The organism is Bacteroides parvus (assembly GCF_017309675.2).
In the GTDB taxonomy this organism is placed as follows: Bacteria; Bacteroidota; Bacteroidia; order Bacteroidales; family Bacteroidaceae; genus Bacteroides; species Bacteroides uniformis.
In genome coordinates, this window is record NZ_CP084680.1 from 2,955,354 (window position 1) to 2,976,805 (window position 21,452).

Annotated in this window: 24 protein-coding genes and 2 pseudogenes; 21 read left to right on the forward strand and 5 right to left on the reverse strand. The window is 40.8% G+C overall.

The window, feature by feature from the left end:
• The first annotated feature begins 116 nt into the window (after positions 1-116).
• From JXR92_RS11955 to JXR92_RS11990, 8 genes are read left to right on the forward strand one after another with little or no spacing between them, the layout of a single operon-like run.
• Positions 117-725 (forward strand): GNAT family N-acetyltransferase, encoded by a 609-nt coding sequence (locus JXR92_RS11955; RefSeq protein ID WP_131226152.1) that lies wholly within the window; start codon positions 117-119, stop codon positions 723-725.
• Positions 703-930 carry an acyl carrier protein gene (locus tag JXR92_RS11960; RefSeq protein ID WP_117599505.1) on the forward strand — a complete coding sequence of 76 codons (228 nt, stop codon included), beginning with the start codon at positions 703-705 and terminating at the stop codon, positions 928-930. The genes JXR92_RS11955 and JXR92_RS11960 overlap by 23 nt, the downstream gene beginning before the upstream one ends.
• Positions 931-932: 2 nt before the next feature.
• On the forward strand, positions 933-1,685 hold the full coding sequence (locus tag JXR92_RS11965; RefSeq protein ID WP_131226153.1) for an SDR family NAD(P)-dependent oxidoreductase: 753 nt from the start codon (positions 933-935) through the stop codon (positions 1,683-1,685).
• Between the two features lie 12 nt (positions 1,686-1,697).
• The gene (locus JXR92_RS11970; protein WP_117599507.1) at positions 1,698-2,699 is read left to right on the forward strand and encodes a 3-oxoacyl-ACP synthase III family protein; all 1,002 of its coding nucleotides are present in this window, start codon (positions 1,698-1,700) and stop codon (positions 2,697-2,699) included.
• 9 nt (positions 2,700-2,708) lie between these two features.
• Positions 2,709-4,001, forward strand: a complete 1,293-nt coding sequence (locus JXR92_RS11975; RefSeq protein ID WP_117599508.1) for a type III PLP-dependent enzyme domain-containing protein — start codon at positions 2,709-2,711, stop codon at positions 3,999-4,001.
• The gene (locus tag JXR92_RS11980) at positions 3,998-5,062 is read left to right on the forward strand and encodes an ATP-grasp domain-containing protein (RefSeq protein WP_117599509.1); all 1,065 of its coding nucleotides are present in this window, start codon (positions 3,998-4,000) and stop codon (positions 5,060-5,062) included. Before JXR92_RS11975 ends, JXR92_RS11980 begins: the two co-directional genes overlap by 4 nt.
• Before the next feature lie 27 nt (positions 5,063-5,089).
• Positions 5,090-6,127: a pseudaminic acid synthase gene (pseI, locus tag JXR92_RS11985; protein ID WP_016273592.1), complete on the forward strand. Its 1,038-nt coding sequence runs from the start codon at positions 5,090-5,092 to the stop codon at positions 6,125-6,127.
• Between the two features lie 7 nt (positions 6,128-6,134).
• A complete protein-coding gene (locus JXR92_RS11990; RefSeq protein WP_212746042.1) occupies positions 6,135-6,842 on the forward strand; it encodes a PIG-L deacetylase family protein in 708 nt (235 codons plus the stop codon).
• A gap of 13 nt (positions 6,843-6,855) precedes the next feature.
• On the opposite strand, the gene JXR92_RS11995 is transcribed toward JXR92_RS11990, so the two are convergent.
• The 3 genes from JXR92_RS11995 to JXR92_RS12005 are packed head-to-tail and all read right to left on the reverse strand — an operon-like array spanning position 6,856 to position 7,904.
• Positions 6,856-7,269 carry an N-acetylmuramoyl-L-alanine amidase gene (locus JXR92_RS11995; protein WP_035457976.1) on the reverse strand — a complete coding sequence of 138 codons (414 nt, stop codon included), beginning with the start codon at positions 7,267-7,269 and terminating at the stop codon, positions 6,856-6,858.
• Positions 7,270-7,271: 2 nt separating this feature from the next.
• On the reverse strand, positions 7,272-7,379 hold the full coding sequence (locus JXR92_RS17575) for a smalltalk protein (protein ID WP_005829485.1): 108 nt from the start codon (positions 7,377-7,379) through the stop codon (positions 7,272-7,274).
• Positions 7,380-7,418: 39 nt separating this feature from the next.
• Positions 7,419-7,904 (reverse strand): HU family DNA-binding protein, encoded by a 486-nt coding sequence (locus JXR92_RS12005; protein ID WP_138346056.1) that lies wholly within the window; start codon positions 7,902-7,904, stop codon positions 7,419-7,421.
• Positions 7,905-8,112: 208 nt separating this feature from the next.
• On the opposite strand from JXR92_RS12005, the gene JXR92_RS12010 reads away from it, so the two are divergent.
• On the forward strand, positions 8,113-8,331 hold the full coding sequence (locus JXR92_RS12010; protein WP_138346054.1) for a DUF4248 domain-containing protein: 219 nt from the start codon (positions 8,113-8,115) through the stop codon (positions 8,329-8,331).
• A gap of 103 nt (positions 8,332-8,434) precedes the next feature.
• Here the strand turns inward: JXR92_RS12010 and JXR92_RS12015 are convergent, their stop codons facing one another.
• Both JXR92_RS12015 and JXR92_RS12020 read right to left on the reverse strand, forming a co-directional pair.
• Positions 8,435-10,210: a DUF3987 domain-containing protein gene (locus tag JXR92_RS12015; RefSeq protein ID WP_009038576.1), complete on the reverse strand. Its 1,776-nt coding sequence runs from the start codon at positions 10,208-10,210 to the stop codon at positions 8,435-8,437.
• 54 nt (positions 10,211-10,264) lie between these two features.
• On the reverse strand, positions 10,265-10,894 hold the full coding sequence (locus JXR92_RS12020) for a BT4734/BF3469 family protein (RefSeq protein WP_171030458.1): 630 nt from the start codon (positions 10,892-10,894) through the stop codon (positions 10,265-10,267).
• A gap of 289 nt (positions 10,895-11,183) precedes the next feature.
• On the opposite strand from JXR92_RS12020, the gene JXR92_RS17465 reads away from it, so the two are divergent.
• The 12 genes and pseudogenes from JXR92_RS17465 to JXR92_RS12070 all read left to right on the forward strand — a co-directional run.
• Positions 11,184-11,306, forward strand: a complete 123-nt coding sequence (locus JXR92_RS17465; protein WP_255260470.1) for a hypothetical protein — start codon at positions 11,184-11,186, stop codon at positions 11,304-11,306.
• 108 nt (positions 11,307-11,414) lie between these two features.
• Entirely contained in the window at positions 11,415-11,846 is a 432-nt protein-coding gene (locus JXR92_RS12025) for an acyltransferase family protein (RefSeq protein WP_119961889.1), read from the forward strand.
• A gap of 535 nt (positions 11,847-12,381) precedes the next feature.
• The gene (locus JXR92_RS12030; protein ID WP_119961890.1) at positions 12,382-12,846 is read left to right on the forward strand and encodes an acyltransferase family protein; all 465 of its coding nucleotides are present in this window, start codon (positions 12,382-12,384) and stop codon (positions 12,844-12,846) included.
• 314 nt (positions 12,847-13,160) lie between these two features.
• Positions 13,161-13,391, forward strand: a complete 231-nt coding sequence (locus JXR92_RS12035; RefSeq protein ID WP_131226220.1) for a hypothetical protein — start codon at positions 13,161-13,163, stop codon at positions 13,389-13,391.
• Between the two features lie 5 nt (positions 13,392-13,396).
• Positions 13,397-14,653, forward strand: a complete 1,257-nt coding sequence (locus JXR92_RS12040; RefSeq protein WP_117588790.1) for a lipopolysaccharide biosynthesis protein — start codon at positions 13,397-13,399, stop codon at positions 14,651-14,653.
• A 46-nt stretch (positions 14,654-14,699) separates the two neighbouring features.
• Complete coding sequence (locus tag JXR92_RS12045; RefSeq protein ID WP_008663378.1) at positions 14,700-15,689, forward strand: glycosyltransferase family 52; 990 nt, start codon at positions 14,700-14,702, stop codon at positions 15,687-15,689.
• Entirely contained in the window at positions 15,652-16,884 is a 1,233-nt protein-coding gene (locus tag JXR92_RS12050) for an EpsG family protein (RefSeq protein ID WP_165491399.1), read from the forward strand. The genes JXR92_RS12045 and JXR92_RS12050 overlap by 38 nt, the downstream gene beginning before the upstream one ends.
• A gap of 2 nt (positions 16,885-16,886) precedes the next feature.
• Positions 16,887-17,870, forward strand: coding sequence for a glycosyltransferase family 2 protein (locus JXR92_RS12055; RefSeq protein WP_165491400.1), 984 nt, complete (start codon positions 16,887-16,889; stop codon positions 17,868-17,870).
• Positions 17,871-17,891: 21 nt separating this feature from the next.
• Entirely contained in the window at positions 17,892-18,899 is a 1,008-nt protein-coding gene (locus JXR92_RS12060; RefSeq protein WP_119961893.1) for a glycosyltransferase family 2 protein, read from the forward strand.
• Positions 18,900-18,944: 45 nt separating this feature from the next.
• Complete coding sequence (locus JXR92_RS12065) at positions 18,945-19,988, forward strand: glycosyltransferase (protein WP_119961894.1); 1,044 nt, start codon at positions 18,945-18,947, stop codon at positions 19,986-19,988.
• 79 nt (positions 19,989-20,067) lie between these two features.
• A pseudogene (locus JXR92_RS17490) lies at positions 20,068-20,429 on the forward strand (hypothetical protein).
• Between the two features lie 452 nt (positions 20,430-20,881).
• Positions 20,882-21,374 (forward strand): annotated as a pseudogene (locus tag JXR92_RS12070) (IS66 family transposase); the annotation flags it as partial.
• Between the last annotated feature and the right edge of the window lie 78 nt (positions 21,375-21,452).

The window sequence follows — 21,452 nt, forward strand, 5'->3', positions numbered from 1 at the left end:
ATTTAGATTTATTATTTTATTAGGTATGGGAGAGGTAAATTATTTGGATTAATAGTAGAAGTGAAAGGTACAAAGACACTGTCACAAAGAATATTTTTGAATAATGTTTTTTATGAATGATAGAAATAGATAGAAATGTAGATTATAGTTCGCATGGTTACAGGTTTCGTAACTTTATCAATTTAGATATGGACACGTTAAAGAAAATTCTTTTTTGGCGTAATCATGTTGATGTAAGGAAATGGATGTATTCCAATGAGATTATTCCATTGGATAATCATTTGGCTTATGTAGCAAGCCTTCACAATAGAGCTGATGCTTATTATTGGTTAGTTTACGATCCTGATGGTGATCCCATTGGTGTTACATATGTTACATCAATAAAAAAAGATGAGGATTGTGGTGAATTAGGCTATTATGCAATCCCTGGAACTTATGGCGATGGGTTTTCTTTTGTAAAAGAGTGTTTCTATTTTTACTTTCATATATTACAGTTTAAACGATTCTACGGTTCGGTCGATGCGGATAATGTACAAGCCTATTTAATTGATGTTTTTTTAGGCTGTCAGTTTACTTCCTCTAAAACAATAGAATCAATTTGCAGTATGAAGAAACTTTATTATGTGTGTGATAGTCTTACACCTGAAGATTTTGATTCAAACTACGAAAAAACGATTGTGGAATATATAAAATTTGTAAAAAATGAAAATAGAAAACTTCATTAATGGCTTTGTTAATCAGTTCGATGACACAGACGCATCAGAAATTCAGGCTAATACGCAATTTCAAGAATTAGATGAATGGTCTTCATTGACTGCTATGGCTATAATAGCTTTTGTAAAAACAGAATATGGTAAGACACTCACAGGCAAGGAAATTCGTTCTTGCAACACAGTGGAAGAGCTGTTTAATTTAGTGGCTGCTAAATGATAATGACAGAAGTATTTAACCCTTTCTCTCTTTCAGGAAAAACCATTTTGGTGACTGGAGCTTCTTCTGGTATTGGGCGTGGCATAGCCGAAGCTTGTGCTAAAATGGGTGCTACGATTGTGCTTACAGGGCGTAATGAAGAAAGGCTTGCCGCTACTGCAGAGGCTTTAGTTGGTAATGGACATAAATCAATCATAGTTGACCTTGCTCTTATTGGAGAACGACAAATATTGGTGAACCAGTTACCTGCTTTGGACGGAGTGGTCTATGCTGCGGGTATCGGCCAACGTCAGCTTTGCAAACTTATTACCGAAAACGATGTGGACGAGGTGATGGATATTAATTTCAAGTCTATCGCTTTACTGCAAGCTGAGTTACTTCGTGCCAAGAAAATAAAAAAAGCATCTTCCATTGTGTTCATAGCTTCGCGTGCAGCTTTTTCACCCAGTATTGGCAATGCTATCTATAGTGCATCAAAAGGTGCGCTCATTTCCTATGCCAAATGTTTGGCACTTGAATTGGCCTCCCGGCAGATTCGTGTGAATTGCATCTGTCCTGCTATGGTGTGGACAGATTTGATTCTAAAAGGAGGACTAACTAAAGAGGACTTGCAAGAAGCTGAACAGCAATATCCTTTAAAACGTTACGGCCAACCCGAGGATGTGGCAAATCTTGCCATTTATCTGCTGTCCGAGGCATCTGCATGGATGACAGGAACGAATGTCGATTTGACGGGGGGGGAGAGTAATTTGTAATAAATTATAATTATGAAGGCATATATTAAGGCGATTTCATACTACTTGCCAGTTAAGGTAGTGACTAACGAAGAATTAGTTTCTGAATTTCCCGAGTGGAGTATAGATAAAGTAGCTGCGAAAGTAGGTGTGAACTCCCGTCATCTGGCTGCTGAAGACGAAACAGCTGGTGATATGGCCGAAAAGGCTGCCTACCAATTATTCAGTGAGCATCATATCGACCCGCAGAATATTGATTTTTTGTTACTCTGTACCCAAAGTCCGGATTACTTCCTGCCATCGACGGCTTGTATCTTGCAACACAAATTAGGTTTGCGTACCAACATTGGTGCGTTCGACTATAATCTAGGTTGCTCGGGTTGTGTTTATGGTTTGGCAGTGGCAAAAGGGCTGATAGCGGCTGGCATTGCTAGTAATGTATTATTATTGACCGCTGAAACTTATAACAAATATCTGCATCCGTCAGATAAGAGCAACCGTTCCATCTTTGGCGATGGTGCAGCTGCTTGTTTGGTATCTACTGAGGGGATGGCAGAAATTGGTGAATTCTCAATGGGTACTGATGGCAGTGGGGCTGAGCATCTGATTGTGAAGACAGGAGCATCGCGTCAGAGGCAATCTACGGGTGTTTCTATGACTGATGACGAAGGGCATACGGCTTATGAAGATTACCTCTATATGAATGGTGGTGCCATCTTTAACTTTACACTTGAAGCTGTTCCTGCTTTGATGAAGGATGTTTTGACAAAGAATAACCTAAGTAAGGAAGAGGTGAATTATTACATTTTTCATCAGGCTAATAAGTTTATGCTTAATACTATTCGCAAGGTGTGTGTGTTGCCCAAAGACCAGTTCTATATGAATCTGGACACTACAGGTAACACTGTATCTTCTACTGTTATGATTGGTCTAAAAGATTGTCTCGACTGTGGGCTAGTACATGAAGGTATGAACGTGATGGTGACCGGATTCGGGGTAGGATTAAGTTGGGCGGGAACCGTATTGAAATTTTAAACTGTTTTTATGAATAAATATCTGTTAGATTTTCCGTTTTATACCAAGGATCCCGATACGAAAAGTGCATTGGATAGTGAAATCCTAAGATTAGTCCATGATTATGGAACCCCATTCTATTTGTTTCATGAAAAAGATTTTTGTGAAAACTTCCAATCATTATGTGACTCTTTCCGTGCTGTTTACGATAACTATATTCCTTCTTACTCTTATAAGACCAACTATACCCCCTACATATGTAATTTAGTTAAACAGATGGGGGGATATGCCGAGGTTGTGTCCGATATGGAATATACTTTAGCAAAAAGATTGGGCTATCCGGACAGTCAGATTATTTATAACGGACCTTGTAAAGGCCGTTGTATGGAGGAGCATATTCTTAATGGGGGCATATCTAATATAGACAGTGAGGATGAAGCTTTACGTGTCATTGAAATATCCCGCATTCATTCAAACAAGATTATAAGGGTCGGTATTCGTGTTAACATGGATATTGGTGCTGGATACATTTCACGTTTTGGTCTGGAAAAAGACAGTGAATCTTTCCGACGTACGATTGATTATCTAAAGGCATGCGGCAATGTCGTTTTGAGCGGTGTACACTGCCATATAAGTCGTGCACGGGGATTAGAGGCTTGGCAAAATAGAATTGACGGTTTATTGGATGTCATCTCTAACTATTTTGACGGAGCCGTAGACTACGTTGACGTTGGAAGTGGTATGTTCGGACAAATGGATCCTTCTCTCGCTATTCAGTTTGGGGATCATGTTCCGACTTATGATGATTACGCCCGCGTAGTGGCTGGAACTATGGCGCAGTTCTTTTCTGGTTCAGAAAAGAAACCTATTCTGTTTTCAGAACCGGGTACTACCCTCATATCAAAGTTTATATCACTGGCAACCCGTGTGGATAATATCAAGTCTATTAGAGGTAAACAATTTGTAACCGTGGACAGTTGCTATTACAATGCCGGTGAAATTTGCAAGTTCAAGGAAGTGCCTTATCGAGTGGTCCATTCTGCAGGTTCTGTCAATGCGAATTATAGTTCGGGAATCACAGATATTATGGGATACACTTGTTTGGAACAAGATTGTTTATATCATGACTTTAAGGAACCAGTTTCTGTAAGTGACATTTTGCTCTTTGGTAATGTGGGGGGCTATTCAATCGTATCAAAACCACCGTTTATCCAACCGGATTGCCAAATGTTGTGTTATTCGCAAGATGGCACGATTAAGGTAATCAAACGGGCAGAAACTTTTGATGATGTGTTCAACACTTTTATAACAGAGAAGCAATGAAAGACCTCACAGTATTAATTTCCGCCAGTGGCTCACCATCTATTCCCGGCATCATAGCTTGCTTCAAAAATAATGGAGAACGTAAAATTAGGGTAGTAGGTGTGGATATGTCTGATGAACCTTCTGCCAGGTATATGGTTGACGCTTTTTATCATGTACCTGCAGCTACTCATCCTGATTATTGTAACATATTGCTCGATATTTGCAAGAAAGAACATGTAGATATCTATTTCCCGGGAGTTTCGGCGGAAGTGAGTGCATTGGTGAAACGATGGGACGATTTCAAGCGGATAGGGGTCACTTTGTCGGTTTCCAACAGCAATTCTGTAGATGTGGCAAATAACAAGCTTAAGACATACCAAATGCTTGCAGAGGCAGGGATACCGGTGCCTGAATATTATCCAGTCCATACAGTCAATGACTTTGTTGAAGGGTGTAAGTATATGGGTTATCCCCAAAAACCTGTATGCCTAAAAATAGTCAATGGTAGTGGAAGCCGTGGTGTAAGAATTATTGATGCGAACAAGTCCCGTTATCAGCTATTCGCCCATGAGAAGCCCAACAGTTTCTATACTTCTTACGATGATATGCTGAGCATTTTGAAAGAAGTGGATGTGCTGGATGAGCTTATGTTGGTGGAGTTCATGCCAGGTAATGAATACACAGTTGACCTTTTGGCTCATAAGGGTACTGTAATCTATCAGGTAGGCCGTGAAAATGTCGTTAGCCTTATGAGTATTGCACAGGAAAGCGTATTGGCTTATGACAGGCAAGCTTATAAAATATGTAGCGATGTGGTGCGCTTAATGCACATGGATGGTAATGTGGGTTTTGACTTTATGCGCAGTGCAGATGGAACGGCAGTTTTAATGGATATTAATCCTCGTTTGACGGCTACGGTATCTGTAATTGCAGCAGGTGGAGTAAATTTGCCTTATCTCCGCATTAAACAATTGTTAGGCGAACCATTGCCCCATGTCTCGCCTCAGTTTGGCACCCGTATGAAACGTAGATACTTGGAGTATTTTACTAACTCTGAAGGAGAACTCATCAAATTCTAAATATAGTATATTTGCATAGATATAGATATGGTAGAAATCAATTTTGATAAACTGGACAGAACGCTGGTTTTGGCAGAACTGTCTTGTAATCATTTGCAGAGCTTTGATATTGCTGTCCGTACCATCGAGGCAATGAAAAAGGCAGGTGCCGATGTTGTAAAAGTACAGAATGACAATCCAGACGGAGGTATTACCATTGATTGTGATAATGAATATTTTCAAATTGGTGGAGGCACTTTGTGGGACGGGAAGACATTGAACAAACTCTATAAGGAAACATACACGCCTTGGGAGTGGTTGCCCAAATTGCAGAAAGTTGCCCATGATTTGGATATGGAGTTCTTTTCAGCACCATCAGATTTGGAAGGAGTTGATTTTCTGGAAAAGATGAACGTTCCTGCTTATAAAGTTGCAAGTTTCGAGATTACAGATACAGCTCTTGTTCGCAGAATGGCCTCAAAAGGCAGGCCTATTCTTATTTCTACAGGAATTGCCGAGATGACTGACATACAAGAAGCCATTGATATTTGCCGTAGCGAGGGTAATAATCAGATTGCTCTTCTGAAGTGTACATCTTCTTATCCCACTCCTTTAGAAGAAGCTAATGTTTTGACAATTCCCGATATGACCAAGCGCTTTAAAGTTGTGGCAGGCCTTTCAGATCACTCTATGGGACACTCTGTTGCTGTTGCCGCTGTGGCATTAGGAGCAAAGATTGTGGAAAAGCACTTCATTTTAAGTAGGGCAATGGGAGGCCCTGATGCTGCTTTCTCAATGGAGCCGGATGAGTTCAAGACGATGGTAGATGAAATCCGTAATACAGAAAAGGCTTTAGGCACTGTACAATATGAACTAAACGAACATGCACGGTTCAATAGAGGTTTCGCTCGTTCTTTGTTTATTGTTGAGGATGTGAAAGCCGGCGAAACGCTTACGGCTAATAACTTACGCTCTATTCGGCCAGGGCAAGGATTGCATCCGCGATATTTGGATGAACTTCTAGGTAGAACTGTCAATCGTGATGTCAAACGTGGTACTCCAATGAAAATGGAGTACGTTCAGTAATATATTTATGTCTCTATTTACAAATAAACGTATCATGGTTGTTGCCGCCCATCCCGATGATGAACTGCTGGGCCTAGGCGCTACCATGCACAAACTAGTCAAGGCACAAGGAGTACAGACCCGGGTCATCATTTTGGGAGAGGGGATTACTTCACGCTCAGATACCCGTGACACGGAGCAGTGGAAGGAAGTCTTGGAAAGGCATCATCAGAATGTGGAGACGGCGCGGCAGTTGATAGGCTATCACAGCGTGCAGGCATATAATTTTTCCGACAACCGTTTTGACAGCCATGCACTGCTTGATATCGTAAAGGTAGTGGAGCATGAGAAGGAACAGTTTCGTCCGGACTTTATCTTTACCCACCATGGTGGCGACCTTAATATTGACCATCAGATGACTTTTCAAGCAGTGATGACTGCCACACGCCCTATGGAGGACGAACCGGTGAAGGCTATTTTTACATTCGAGACCCCATCAGCCAGTGAGTGGCAGGCTACTTGCGACCCACGCCATTTCACAGCCAATTTCTATATGGAGATTTCGGAGGATGATTTGAAAGCAAAATGTGCTGCCATGGCGGCCTATGAGTTTGAGAGCCGTGCTTTTCCGCATCCGCGCTCTTCGGAGGCATTGAAAGCCCTTGCCCGGTTTCGCGGCTATACCGTAGGCAAACACTTGGCCGAGGCATTTCAGATAGTGCGGATGGTAGAATGAAGAAGGGAGCCTTTTAGAGCCCCCTATACTCCCTTTCCGCATCGAAGCACGGACACGCTTTCGTCGGATTCAAGTCATGGTGCCCCACAATCAGCGCCCGTGGAAAGATACGCTTCAACTCACGTAGCAGTGCCAGTAACGAAGCCTTCTGTTCCAATGTACGGGTATCGGCAGGAAAACTTGCAGCATCCAGTCCTCCTTCATAACAGATGCCGATAGAATGGCGGTTGTGATTGAGGCAATGCGCACCTATTTTTTCCAACGGGCGGCCGCGGTGTATTTCGCCGTTGCGGGTCAGATAGAAATGATAGCCGATGTCACGGAAGCCGCGGTGGTGGATGTGGTCGCGGCGGCAATCCTCAAAGCCCAGGGCCACGCCTTGAGGCGTGGCTGAGCAATGAATAATGAGCAGGGTAATCGTACGCATGGCTATTTGCAAGCGCCCAGACCTAAAGCTCCCGCTATGGCGGTAGCTACGGTGATGATTACTTTGAGGACAATGCCCCATACGGATTTTGACTTTTTGTCTTCACTCATGATGATTGGTAATTGATAATTAGTAATTTGTAATTATTCTCATCCTAACGGATTCTCGCCCTGATTGCCGTCACTTCCTCCGGAACCGCCGTCGGAACCACTGCCATCGGGAGCTTTTCCACCTACGGTGTACAGGGAAGATTCTTTCAGCTGTCCATCCAGGTTGATTTGGGCATTACTCAGTTCGCCGGTGGCACGGGCGCGGAGCTTCAGCCCCTTCACGTTGTTGGCCAGCGAGAAGTCGGCAGCGGATTGCGCCCCTTTCTTGCTGACGATTCCTACGGAGAAGATGGCAAGGTCATCCAGTTTCACGTTCTTGCCGTCCAGAATCAATTCTTTGGTGCAGGAAACCATGTCTGCCAGTACTCCCTTGATGACACCACTCGAATAGGGGGTGTTGTGATTGGACATGTGCTTGGCCAATTTTTCGATGTCGAAGGTTTCTTCGATTACGGGGCGTGCATACCTGAGGCCTTTCAGTGGGCTGTCTTCGCCCGTCACTTGATACTTTTTGTAACGAATCATACAATTAAAATTTAGAAGTTAAAGGATAAAAACATTTGCTGTGTTGAACTCAACGATGCAAAGATAAGGCTGTGGATACGGGCGTTTGTCGGTTTTTGCAGGTTCTCGTCTGTTTGGGTCTGTTTTAGTCGGTTATTTACGCTTGTAAGTTTGATAATGTCATGATTTATAGTTACTTTTGATGAAATATAAATCGTAACTGTCAACTATGGATTCTTTTGTCATACGTACATACGGGCGTACCGAATTGGCCCAAATCTATTGTCCCAATCTTTGTCCGGAGGCTGCCTTCCGCAAACTGAAACACTGGATAGACCTTTGTCCCGATTTGCGTGACGGACTTTCCGCTTTGGGCGGTTCTTCCCGTTCCCGCTCTTATACGCCTGCCCAAGTGCAGCTGATAGTGGCTGCACTTGGAGAGCCTTAAACCTGAGGTTGGATGGCGTAAAGGTCAGGTTGGTACACTTGGTACAGAGGTTCATCCATCCTTTCGTCTCACACACATACGCGTGCGTGAAGCGAAGTGAATGTCAGACTTTGGGTTTCCGGTAGTTTCCCTTGCCATCTACATTTTCCACCAGCCCGTGTTTCTGCATACGTTTGAGCCAGGTGGAGGCGGTTTCCGATTTGATGCCCATCTCTCCGGCTTTCTGCAGGAAAGAGGCCCGTGTGAATTCTTCTTCCATGCTGTCTACCAGCGCATCCCGGTCGGCATTGCCGCGGCTTGTCACTTCGGTGTTGGGCAGGAAGGAGAGGATATGGGTGGTATGCCGGTAAAGGCTTTCGGCCAGTGAGAGTACGGCATGAAAGTCAGCGGAAGCAATGAGGAGATTCCATCGGCTGACAATGTGGTCTTTCAGATTGTCTGTGGCTGTGTGAGGGTCGGGCGACACGTAAGGCGAGGCGGTGATTTCCCCTTGTTCCATTGCGCGGAGCATGGCCACCACTTCCATGATGCGGCAGATGTTGATGGCCAGACGTGCCACGCTGCTTGACATCTCGTTTCCGTTGGCTAGTCCGGAGCGTACGAAAAGCCGGGAGAAGAGCCGGTTGAATTCATCTTTCTGTCCGTCCGTAAGGTGAAGGGTGAATATTCCGTTCATGACAATGGTTTTCAGTTTGTCCTTCCATTCCATGCCCAGAGCCTTGAAGGTATCTTCAAGATCGCTGTCATTGCGGTCGAACTGGTTTTGCCAATGATGTATGGCAGGCATGTAGTAGAATACCTGGCGAGAAAAGAGCCCGTTCTCAGCAGTGGGAATCAGTGGTTTCACTTGTGAGGGGGTGCCTGACAGAAGTACGGAAAGATAAGTTTTCTTTACCTCTCGGTATTCGTGGTCGGTGCGCCGGTTGTAGGACAGTCGGTCGTGGTCGAAGGCTTTGCGCATGGTGTCGCTCCAGTGTCCGTATTCCGAACCGATGGCGGTGGAGATGGTGTCGGCTTCGCTTTCGCATATCAGTCCGGTACCGTCGGAGTCCATCAGGTTTTGCAGGATGCCGGTTCCGGTGTTGTTGCCCGAGATGAGGAACATCTTGTTGAGAGGCATTACGGGAGTCTCCGTTTTTCCACGTTCCTTGCCCAGTGTGTCGTATTTTGCTTTTTCGCGGCGGTAACATGCCATGCTTTCGTCTACCTGCCCACGTATTTCATCGTGAATGGGCTCGGCAAGCAGGCGTACCAAGGAGAGCACTCCTTTGCCGGATGCAGGTAGGGCTACTACAAAGGTTTGCAGGCAGGGGGACATCATTTTTCCTCCATAGGAACATCGGACGTGTTTTCCCATACTGGCACCCAATACGGTGATGGCACCCAGTAGCAGTACATCGTATTGGGCGAGGGAGGTTCCGCAGCTCATGATGCGATTCAGGGGATAAGGCCAGTGGAGGTGTTCGTCGAAAGTGGGTAATGGAGACAGTGGTTCAATGCCCGATGCGGACTCTTCCTCGCGTGCGCGTGTGTGTGAGGTAGAAGAGAGGGGTGAACTTTGTGTACCAAGTGTACCAATGGCGGGTGCGGCTTCATGCTGAATCTTCACGCCGCAAAGCTCGGCCAGATGAAAGGCGGTTCCTAGATGCACGTCGTTACGGCCGGTCTTCAGGGCATTGCTGAAGAGTTTGTCGGCTGCCCGTTGGTCGTACTTGGACGACAGGCTGCACAGACTTAAAAAATCATGCCGTCCTGCTTCTCCGCAGTCGGTGGCAATGGCAAATGCCAGTTGTATATATTCTTGATAGGTTGGAGCAATGTCTGCTCCTGCATTTCTGACTGCTTCGGCCAGAAGGTGCAATGAAGATAGTGGTTCCATCGGATTTGGTAATTTATAATTAGTAATTTGTAGTCGGTGATTTGCAATGACTCATCATTCGAAATTCACAACTTCTCTGAGCAGTGCCTTCGGGTCATGGCAGAGGAAACAGGCACGTACGAGGTCTTTCCCCGAAGTGTCCACTCCTTTTCCGGGTTGTGTGTTTTCGGTGTCATACATGCAGTGGACGTAGTTCATGGCCCATTGTATTCCTTCTGCAGGATTCTGTCCGTGAAGACAGGGAACAAACGCTTTTACGCCCCGTCCGGTGGGGCTGATGAACACCAGCGCAGGGCATAGATAGGGGTCATCGAATAGTTGTTGCCGTAAGTTTTCCGTTTCTTCTGCGGATTCAAGGTGGTCGATATCGACTACAACCAGGCCGGAGGATTCCGTGAGGCAGTCGCTTCGTCGTCGGGTGAATACGCCGCAGGGAGTGACGTAGGGTAGTGTCTGTTGTTTGAGGAATCGTGCGGTAGTTTCGTCTCCTTGTGCTGCGGCATTTCTTATGGCGAGTGTCAGTTCGGCAAGTCTCTGGTCGGAGGTGATAAGACGGTGTACTTCGTCAATGCTCATTGTCCTGAATGGGGTGAGTGTGGCACTTTTTACGGTTTTTCCGGTGTTTTCGTCTTTTATCGGTGATATGGGCGGCATGAAAAGTGACATTTTGAATAGATTTTCCATTTTGTTGTTTTAAAGATTTTGTGCGAAGTTAGGGCTCTTTTCTCATTAAATATTTTCTGTATATGGAAAATATTTTAAATGTGAGAAACCTAAAATAACGTTTAATAACATGTACTTTTTTAATTCTGATAACATAATACAAGACGACGATGAATGTAAACAGTGACCACCCTATACTGGGTGCTTTATTTGAGAAATGGCGTAAAGAGAAAGACTTGAATATTAATACTCTTGCCAAAGAAGCCCATATTTGTACAACTACGTATGGAAAAATAAAAAAGGGCTGGATGTGAGATTAAGTGCTTATCAGTCACTTTTTTATTACTACTCCATGGATTTGGAGGATGATGAAATCAGGCAGATGGTGAATGAGTGGCTGGAGGGATGGCTGAAGGTGAGAAAGAGAGAGTAAGAGAAGGTTTAATTTGCATATCAGCTGGGGATGCTAATTGTTGACGTCCCCAATGTAATATTTTTATAGATATTGTGCTTATGTAAGGAATAATTTATATTAAATTCAATGGCAACAAAACGTATAGATTACATAGATGCGATAAAAGGTTTTTCAGTACTTTGGGTGGTACTTTATCATTTCGATTTGACCGGAGTTGCGATAAATGCTCCTTTACGATTACCTCTTTTTTTCTTGGTATCCGGATTGTTTTTCAGACAACGGAGTTGTTTTAAGGACTTTTTTATCAAGAAAGTGAATACACTTTTAGTACCCTTTGTGTTCTTTTGGTTATTCGGAATAACTTTGCAACTTTTGGTGCAGTGTGTACGCTATCTGTTTGAAGGCCTATTTGAATTTTCTATTTTGGATAAATTTATAGGACTTGCCAAACTCTTTACTGTTATACCAATAGATGCTCTTGAACCCAATCCTTTAGGAGTAGGCGGTATTTGGTTTTTGATAGGCCTTTTTTGTTTTTTGGAAGAAATTCCATTGTAATATTCGGTGTCCATTTGGCAATGTTCCCTTTTGCACAGATACCCGTAGTCAAAGTATTACACATAGTCCCCAATAGTTGGGCGGCTGTGTTGTGTTTTGAGTTTCCTTTGATTATAGTGGTAAGTTACTTCCTTACTCTACTACTTGTGAAGTATTTTCCTATGTGTATAGGGAAAAAAGAACTTTGGCGAACGGCATGAGTGTGTTGTTGAATAGATTGCCAATAAATTGGATATAAAAGTAAGCGTCCAAAAATGCCGTTTTGTTTTCTATTCTAAAGATTTCGACCTTTGCTGCTGTCATCGACCTAAATAGAAGTATGTATTAGTAGCAGTGATTTTGAGCGTCTTTTCGTTCAGGTCGAAGGTTATCAGTTTTTGACGGTACTCTTCCCGGTGATAATATTCCATAAGCATTTGGCGATATGCCTGATGTCCCTTCAGGGAAGCAGGAGAGAACTTACCGGTTTAGGGCACTGAAAAGTGCCTTAATTAAGGGGGATACCTTAAATTGAGTGCTTACAAATATAAAACGAATGCTACCCATTACATTACAAAAGGAGGGATATGACCCTTTCATAGATTATCTCAAAGGAGTCTGTATCTTCTTGGTAGTGTTGGCACACTGTCTGCCACACACAGAATATATCTTGTTTCCTCTTTGGGGAGACCAAGCAGTGCCTTTGTTCCTATTGATACAGGTCTTTCATGCCTATAAGCATGGAGTGGACGAGGCTGTGAAAATGCCTAATTTGGTTAAGCTGTTTAATAGGATTTTCAAGCCTTTTCTTCTCTTACTGCTTTTTGAGGTATTTTTGCTGGTAGTGGTATTGCAAAGAGATCCTTTGCAGGTGATGAAGACTGTTATTATTGGTGGCGGTATAGGTCCTGGTTCCTACTATGTGTGGATATACATACAGTTTGCGTTGTTGTTGCCTATTATTGCATTGATAATCAAATTGTTAAATAAAGTTGTAGGGGGGGTAAAATATGCTTGCTGATGATTGCGTTAAGCTGCCTTTGGGAGTTGGTATGCATATATATCCACATACCTGAGATGCTTTACAGGCTTTTATTTTTCCGGTATTTCTTTTTGATTTATTTGGGATATATGTGGGTGGAGAAAGGTATTCTCTTGGATAATATTAGATTGCTGCTTTCTGTGGTCAGTATAGCGTTTATTTTGATGTTCGCTTATACCTCAATTAATTTCGAACCTTTATTTTTTCAGACAGACTGGAAGATATATCATTGGATATGCTACTTCTATGTAGCCTCTTTGTTCCTTTTCTTTCTGAAATTCTGTTATAATCGTTTGAGTACTAAACTAAAAGAGTTTATAGGTCTGATGGGGAAATATTCCTTCGAGATTTTTCTCCTTCAGATGTTTGTTTTCGCATTCTTTCCACATGGAATGTTGCTGGATTTTGTGGGCAATAAATACATCTGCGCTACACTGACGATAATACTTACCGTATCACTGAGCATATTGCCGGTGATAGTGTGGAAAAGGTGGAGAGGATTGCGTAGCACTGCTGCTGAATAAAAATAATGTTTTTAAATTGTTTATTAGGCAACAAGCTTCTGCTTAAAGGAGCTTTGTTCTCTTTTTTCTCTTTTTTTAATCAGGGTGCAAGCTTTTTGTTACTGATTATTCTGGCCAATTATATTGCTCCTTCAGATTATGGTACTTTGAGCTTATTCAACACCATCATTTCTTTTTTGGGGTTTGTTGTTTCTCTCTCAACGCATGGTTACATAACTATTTCTTTCTTTAAAAAGGATGAAAAGAAATTTAAGCAAGACTATACTCTCATCTTCCTAATCACTTTTGCGGTAGCTACGTTTTTCGCTTTTTTGCTTCTGTTGGGTAATACTTTTGTTGCGGAAGTGTTAGAATTGCCGATACATTATCTTTGGTTTGCATTAGTCATTTCTGTGATGAACTGCTATTTTCAAATTGTACTCGACTATTATCGCATCCGTGAGAAACTGACTTCTTTTGGTTTGGTGAGTTGCAGCTTTGCCGTTGTAAATTTCGCTGTAACTATGCTGTTTGTTGTTGCTTTGAAGCAGGGATGGGTGGGACGTATCTATGCACAGCTTGCTTGCGGAGTACTCTATGGACTTGTAGCTTTTTATGTGTGTTTTCGCTATCGCCTATTTATTTTCAAGGGACTTTCGTGGCTTCAGGTAAAGCCTATCTTGATGTGGGGCATTCCTTTAATTCCACACTTGGCTACGAGTTGGATTAAGCAAGGCGGTGACAGATATATCATCAATTACTATTATACCCTTGCCGAAGTTGGAATCTTCAGTTTTGCACTCAATCTTTCGAATATCATAGATATGATTGGGGCGGCATTTAATCAGACAAATTCTGTGTCAATCTATCAAATATTGTCTTCGGAAGCGAATGACAGGTGGTTGCGGCTGAAACGCCAAACAAGGGATATCTTTGTTATTTATACAATTGGGGCTGTCATCGTTTTTGTAGGTTGTTCAGTCATTATCCCTATTTTGTTGCCCAAGTATTCATCTTCCTTGCCTTATTTTTATTTATTAGGCATTTCCGGATATTTTCAGTGTATATATTTTCTTTATACCAACTATCTTTTCTACTATGATAGAACCAAGGATTTGATGTTCATAACATTCAGTTGCTCTGTTCTCCATTTAGGACTGTCAATGCTGTTTACCAGATACAGCCTTTACTATACCTGTCTGCTCTATGTTTTCCTTAAAGCCCTTATGGTGGCGATGGTGGTTTTTAGAGCTAAAGGATTAATTAATAAATACGTGAGGTGATTACGTCACAATATGAATAGAATAATAAATCTAAATAAGAATAAAGATGAAGAAATATAAAGATTTGAAAGCTGTATGTTTTGTTGATTCAACGTATACCATGCTCATTTATATGCTGGTATATGGAAAGGAACAATTTGACAAGACTTTCTTTTTTATATCAGATGCATTCTCGTCTGAATTTCAGAGTAAACTCAAGTATAAGGAATTTCTCTCTTATGTGAAAATGACCTCACAGCCGTTTGTGTTGAGAGTATTATGCCGCTTTTGGTTAAAATGTACAGCCTATATGAAATGGCCTTTTCTGTGTACGCTCCCGATTTTTGGTCAAGATCACCTGTGGTACACTCCGGCTCTGTTGCGCAAACGCTCTATGGTGGTTATTGAAGATGGTCTGGCAAACTATATAGAAAGCGCTTTAGTAAGACCGTCAACGATGAAGCACAAGTGGTTATACAGATTGCTGTTTGGCTCCAGCATGTGTTATGGTGAGTATGGTAATTCTAAATATGCTTCACAAGTTGTTCTTACCGGTGCTATGGGATCTATTCCTGCTTGTCTCAAAGAAAAAGCTATACTTGTCGATATCAGGAAGTTATGGGAAACGTGTGATTATAAAGATTATATTCTTGATATGTTCAGCTTTAATAAGGAGGAAATAGAAAAACTTCGCGAAAAGAAGGTGATTATACTGGCACAACCTTTCAATCAAGGTGTGGGTGACGAAGTGATGAGAGAGATATATCAAGGTATAATTAATCAATACAATGCAGAAGATGTAGTAATCAAGACACATCCCAGAGATACTATGGATTACAGAGGAATGTTTCCCGATGTAATGGTATATTCAAAAAAAATGCCGGCGGAGTTGTTTTCTTTGATAGGTTTGTACTTTACCGATGCATATACAATTAATAGTACTTCTATCTTTTCATTCCCGAAGGAATGTAAAAAACATCTTCTTGGGTTTAAATGTCATCCGGAATTATTGAATGTATATGGACAATTTGAAATTGAGGAGCTTAATCCGAACTGATTGGTTTGTGTGGGTGGCTTTTTTTTGCTGCCCTGTACTGGCCATGCCCATGGTGATAAATGGCTGCTATCGGCAAAAGAAGAATATGTATCTTCTTTTTTCATTGTTTATGGGTTTATGCGCCATGTTGCTTTATCCTCCCGTAGCAGATTTGTATAGGCATTGGGTAAACTTTCAAGACATAAAGCTGTTTGAGTGGAACGATTTCTTGTTCTTTTTGGGAGTGAACATAAAAGTGGATTTCCTATTACCATTGTTGGAATTTATTTTTATAAAATATGGTATCTCTTTTGGATTTTTGAGGTTCTTGCTTGTTGCGAGCACTACAATGCTCTTCTTAAATGCCTATAATAGCTATTGCAAAAGCATGAAGCCGAACGATAGAGACCGCTGTGTGTTTTTATGGTTCGTGATTTTTATAATTCCCTACGCTGCTGTTGCAGTAGGATTGAGAAGCTCTTTTGCAGCATCTTTAGTAAGTTATTACATTTTCAGACACTATGTGCTGAACGAAAAACGTTTTATTGACATAGGGCTGTTATTAATTGCCTTTTTCTTTCATTTTGGTGTCATGATGGTGATACCACTCATTCTGCTGGCAGAGGTTGGATTGTATGTAAGGCATAAGCCCATTTTCTATTTGGTTTTTGGAATTCTTTTTTTTGTTTCGCAATCGTTTGGATTATTGGTTTCCGTTCTTCCTTTAGGAGAATTAAATGATTATCTTGTTAGTTATACAGAGGGAGAATACGCTTCTACCGAATATCTTGAGGGGCATAATATATTTTTTTGGCTTCCTACGATAGGACATTACACTTGCAATATATTGTTTTTTGCTATTTTCTGCAAGAATGTTCCTATAACAAAACAGACATCTTTGGTGTATAATTTATTTCTGCTGACGGCATTTACTTCCGCATTTTTTGCCGTAAATGGTAGAGTGATGGCATATTTCTATTATTACGGCATCTTTTTCTTAATGAAATATGCGGGAATGTCTAAACTGAAAGTTCTTTTTAAAACCTATGTATTCCTTACTCTATTCGGATTCATGCTTGAATGGAGAAAACATACCATAACAAGGTGGTACTATTTATTCAGTCCATATCCCGTGGCTCTTTCCATGGACTATGACGATAACTGGGTGATGAATAATGTTAATCCCAACGGTGAACTTTATATTTATATTAAATGATTATGTTAAGAAATAGAGAACCTTTAGTTTCTATTGTCGTTCCGGTGTACAATGTTGAACGCTACATTGATAAATGTTTGGATTCATTATTTTCGCAATCTTACGAAAATATGCAATACATTTTTGTAAATGATTGTACTATAGACAATAGCATGAAGCATATCCAAGATAAAATGACTGATTATCCACATCGGAGGGAGCAAGTGATATTAATAAATCATGAAGTGAACAAGGGGCTGACTGCTGCCAGAAAAACAGGCTTGTCGCATGCCCAAGGTGAGTATATATGGCATATTGATAGCGATGACTATATCTCGACAGATGCAGTAGAATGTCTTGTAAACAAGGCTTTGGATGAAAATGCCGATATGGTGGTGTTTGACATAGACGAATTATATGACAACTTCACAAAACACATTACTTTATCCATGCCTGAAACAAAAGAGCAGTATCTGTATCAAATGATTATAAGAAAGACGAGGTTTGAACTCTGCTTCCGCTTTTGTAATAGAAAAGTGTATAACGGCATTGAATTGGATGAAAGCATCTGTTATAGTGAAGACTATGCTACCAGTCCACGACTGGTTTATAACTCCAATAAGGTGGCATATCTGAAGAAAACGTGCTATTATTATCTTAAAAATATAGCTACGTCTTATACCGCATCTGTGAGTGTAAAATCTATTAAAAGTCTGGAAAGAGCCGCTTTGCTGTTGGAGGATTTCTTTTTGAAGATAAATCTTGAGTATTATGCACCCGTATTATCCCTGGCAAAGGTTTATGTAAAAGTACATTCTATGAAATCATCATTCTACAATGAAGAAGCTTTCAAATACTCTATCTCTCTTTTTCCAAACATATCGGGGGGTGATAAAACTAAAATCGGAATGAAAGACAGATTATTGCTTTTTCTGCTGGATACAAAGATGATAGCATTGCTAAGGCTTTATATCAAGGTCGGATTACATGTTAGTTCAAGATGGTAATATTGTAATGAATAGTTTAGTATGATTTTATTTAGTATTATAATTCCAATCTATAATACAGGTAGGTATCTTAGACAATGCCTTGACAGTGTTCTGAACCAATCTTTTTCGGATTTTGAAGCCATTATGGTGAATGATGGGTCAACCGATGACTGCTTGACCATTTGTCAGGAGTATTTGGTAAGGGATAGCCGTTTCCGGTTGGTAAATAAAGCGAATGGTGGATTGGTGAGTGCAAGAATAGCAGGAGCTGATGAAGTGCGAGGAGATTACTGTATTTGTCTGGATTCGGACGATTGGATAGATTCCCGTTATCTTGAATTGATATCTGATAGCATAAAGCAATATAAAAATCCGGATATTGTTATGATGGGACATGTTTTTGCTTTGGAAACCAATCACAAGTATCGAAGGATTTCGTTAAGAACAGGCTATTATAATGAAGAACAATTGGTGAAGGAAATCTATCCTCTACTTATGAGAAGGAATGATGATGCTTGTCTGCCGGGACAATTGTGGGGTAAGGCATTTAAATCTGATATATACATACAACAACAACAACAACAGCAAGGTTTGTTTCTGAAGATTGGAGAGGACAAAGCCTGTACGATAGCATTTATGAACTTTGCTCGAAACGCAGTAGTGATGGATTATTGCGGTTATTATTATAGAATGAATCCGTCGTCTATGACAAAATGCAGAAAAGCTTTCCCTTGGAATACTCCGGAAGTTATAGGTAGGCATTTAGAAAAACAAATTGATATGTCTAAATATGACTTTAAAGAGCAGTTATATCGATTTGTTACGCATGAAGTGGCTACGGTAGCTGCATCTCAATTCTTTGAAAATAAAAAATATAGAGAGGTGTGCCGCGAGATTAATAAAGAACTGAAAAACCCTTACTATGATAATGCCATACGGCATGCTGTATATAGAAAAAATCTGATTGCAATAGGCATGACTTATGCTTTAAGATACCGCCTTTATTTTTTCCTATACCTCTATAATAAATTGTTTCAGACTTTTTAATGATTTTGTAAATTATATTATACGTCATTTTTGAACGTTATTTTTATGCGAATACTTCAAGTAATAACTCTCTGTGATCTTGGAGGAGCACAGTCGGTCGTTGTCAATCTGGCAAATAGGTTGGTTAAAGAACATGAGGTGATAGTGGCGGCGGGAGCTGGTGACGGAAAAATGTGGTTGTTGCTTCATCCGTCTGTGATATGTGAACGCATTCCATCGTTACGAAGAGCTTTGTCTCTACTCAATGAAATCAAGACAATTCGAGCTATGCGGAAACTTTATAAAAAGTATCACCCAGATATAATTCATTTGCATTCATCAAAAGCCGGATTATTAGGCCGAATAGCATTTCCTTCTGCAAAAATAGTATATACAGTTCATGGCTTTGATTCTATACGTATAGCCCATCGAAAATATTTATTCCTCGAAAAGATGCTGCAATTCAGGTGTAGAACTATTATTGGTGTAAGTAAATATGATGAAGATAATTTGTGTAATGAGGGGATAAATAACAATGTTTGTTTTGTATATAATGGTATTAGTCAACCATTGCGTTTACCGGAAAGTCCCTTTAATAAAATGCGAAGCTATTCAAAGATAATATTATGTATTGCCAGATTATCTCCCCCAAAAAATATAGACTTATTTCTGAAAGTTTCTGAATTATTACCTCAATATGCCTTTGTTTGGATTGGTAATCAGCATGAATTTCGTGGACAGTATTCTGAAAATGTGTTTTTCATGGGAAGTCTTCCCAATGCGGGCGCGTATAATGAATACGCTGATTTGTTTATTCTTCCCAGTAATTATGAAGGATTACCGATGACTATTATTGAAGCCATGGCTTTTGGAAAACCGGTGGTTGCTTCAAAAGTAGGAGGTATTAGCGAGATTGTATTAGATGATGAAAATGGTTATACAGTAGAGAATTCAGCGAAAGCTTTCTGTGAGAAAATCTGCTATATTTTAGAGAATAAAGATGTTTATACCCGTTTCTCAAAAAACGCTTTAAAAAGCTATCAAAAGAAGCTGACTGTTGATAATATGATAGATGGATATTTGAGGATTTATAATGGAATTGTGGATTAAACAAATAGATGAGTAAGCAGTCAAAAAATGGCTATTAATTGAAAGTAATAATTTTGCTGCCAACTAAATTTATAGAATTATGTATAGCAGTGAATATCTTGAAAGGTTTTATTTTCAGTACCAGAGCGAGGCTTGCCTCATGGAGAATCTCTCCAATCGTTTTGTGTTAGGAACAAAGTACCTTATAACATTTTCCAGAAATGGTTTAAGGATACTCGCAAAAAAGTGGTTGCAGTCTGGGTTGATGATGTCTCTGTGATTACCTATGAGGAAAAAAACAGGACTAGTGACCAACCTACCCCTGCATCAAAAAGCAGTAATGATACCTCTGCTCGTATTTGGCTTGAGATTCGTATCAGCAATAGGCTGCGTTTATCCCAAAAGAATTTAAGTTATCAGGATTTAGTTCGCATGGTAGAGAAACTGAAGAGATTATATTGAATGTAACTGGTCTGAATTATTTCTATTATGTCCGTGACTTTGCCGATATGCGTTGTCTCGAAATCGGAGAATAGTCCGTATGTTTTCATTTGACAACCGTTCATACAGCCTGTTCGAAAAGAAGTTTGTTGCTGGCTATCAGTTTATGAAAGTAGAGCGGAATGGGGCAGATACGGTTTATCGGATCGACTGGAAAGATGTAATTCTGATACTTGAGATTCCTATGGTTAAAATATTAAAAAATCAGACGAATAGGTTTGTTTACTTGAGGTTTCGAGATTGTTTTGCTGCCTTTGTGTTTGTAAATCAAAGGTTTAAATATGACGGTACGGACGATACACTCCGTACAGATTCTCTGGACAAAAATAAATTTCGGAATAGGCCGGTTCTTCCCCAAAAGGAACGTGACCTGGGCAATCGTCCCGACGGGTATAAAACGATGGGAGTAGCCTTTCTTCTATGAGAATGACTCTCGCAGTCGTGAGGTACTAACAGACTTCTTGGGTGATTCGGAATTAAAGAGTATTATGTCTGACGGATACAATGCTTATGTATTTATCGGCAATGAGCTGAAATCAGCTATACATCAGGTTTGCATGTCTCGTGCAAACAACAAGTTCATTAAAGCCGGTAATCAAGGCGGTGAACCGGTAGCCGGGCGTTTTTCAAACCTTTTAAAGAGATTCTTTTTGAAAGAACATGTTTATGATGAAGCCGGGCTTACTTCGGAAGCTGACCACTCAACGCAACAATTCCCTTCATTATGGCAGTGATTCCGGTGCTGGGATGGCTGTAACTTATCATAGTGTAATAGGAACTGTAAAGCTTCATGGCTGTTCTATCTGGAACTTCATTGGAACTTTTTTCAAAAATATTTTTAACGGGTGCAGGGATTATGTTAACATGGTTCCTGGCAAAATCACTTTGGCTACCAGCCAATGTTAAATTCAAAACTAATTAATTAACAAAACTCGTTTTAGGGCACTGAAAAGTGCTTTCATTAAGGGGTATGCCCTAAATTGA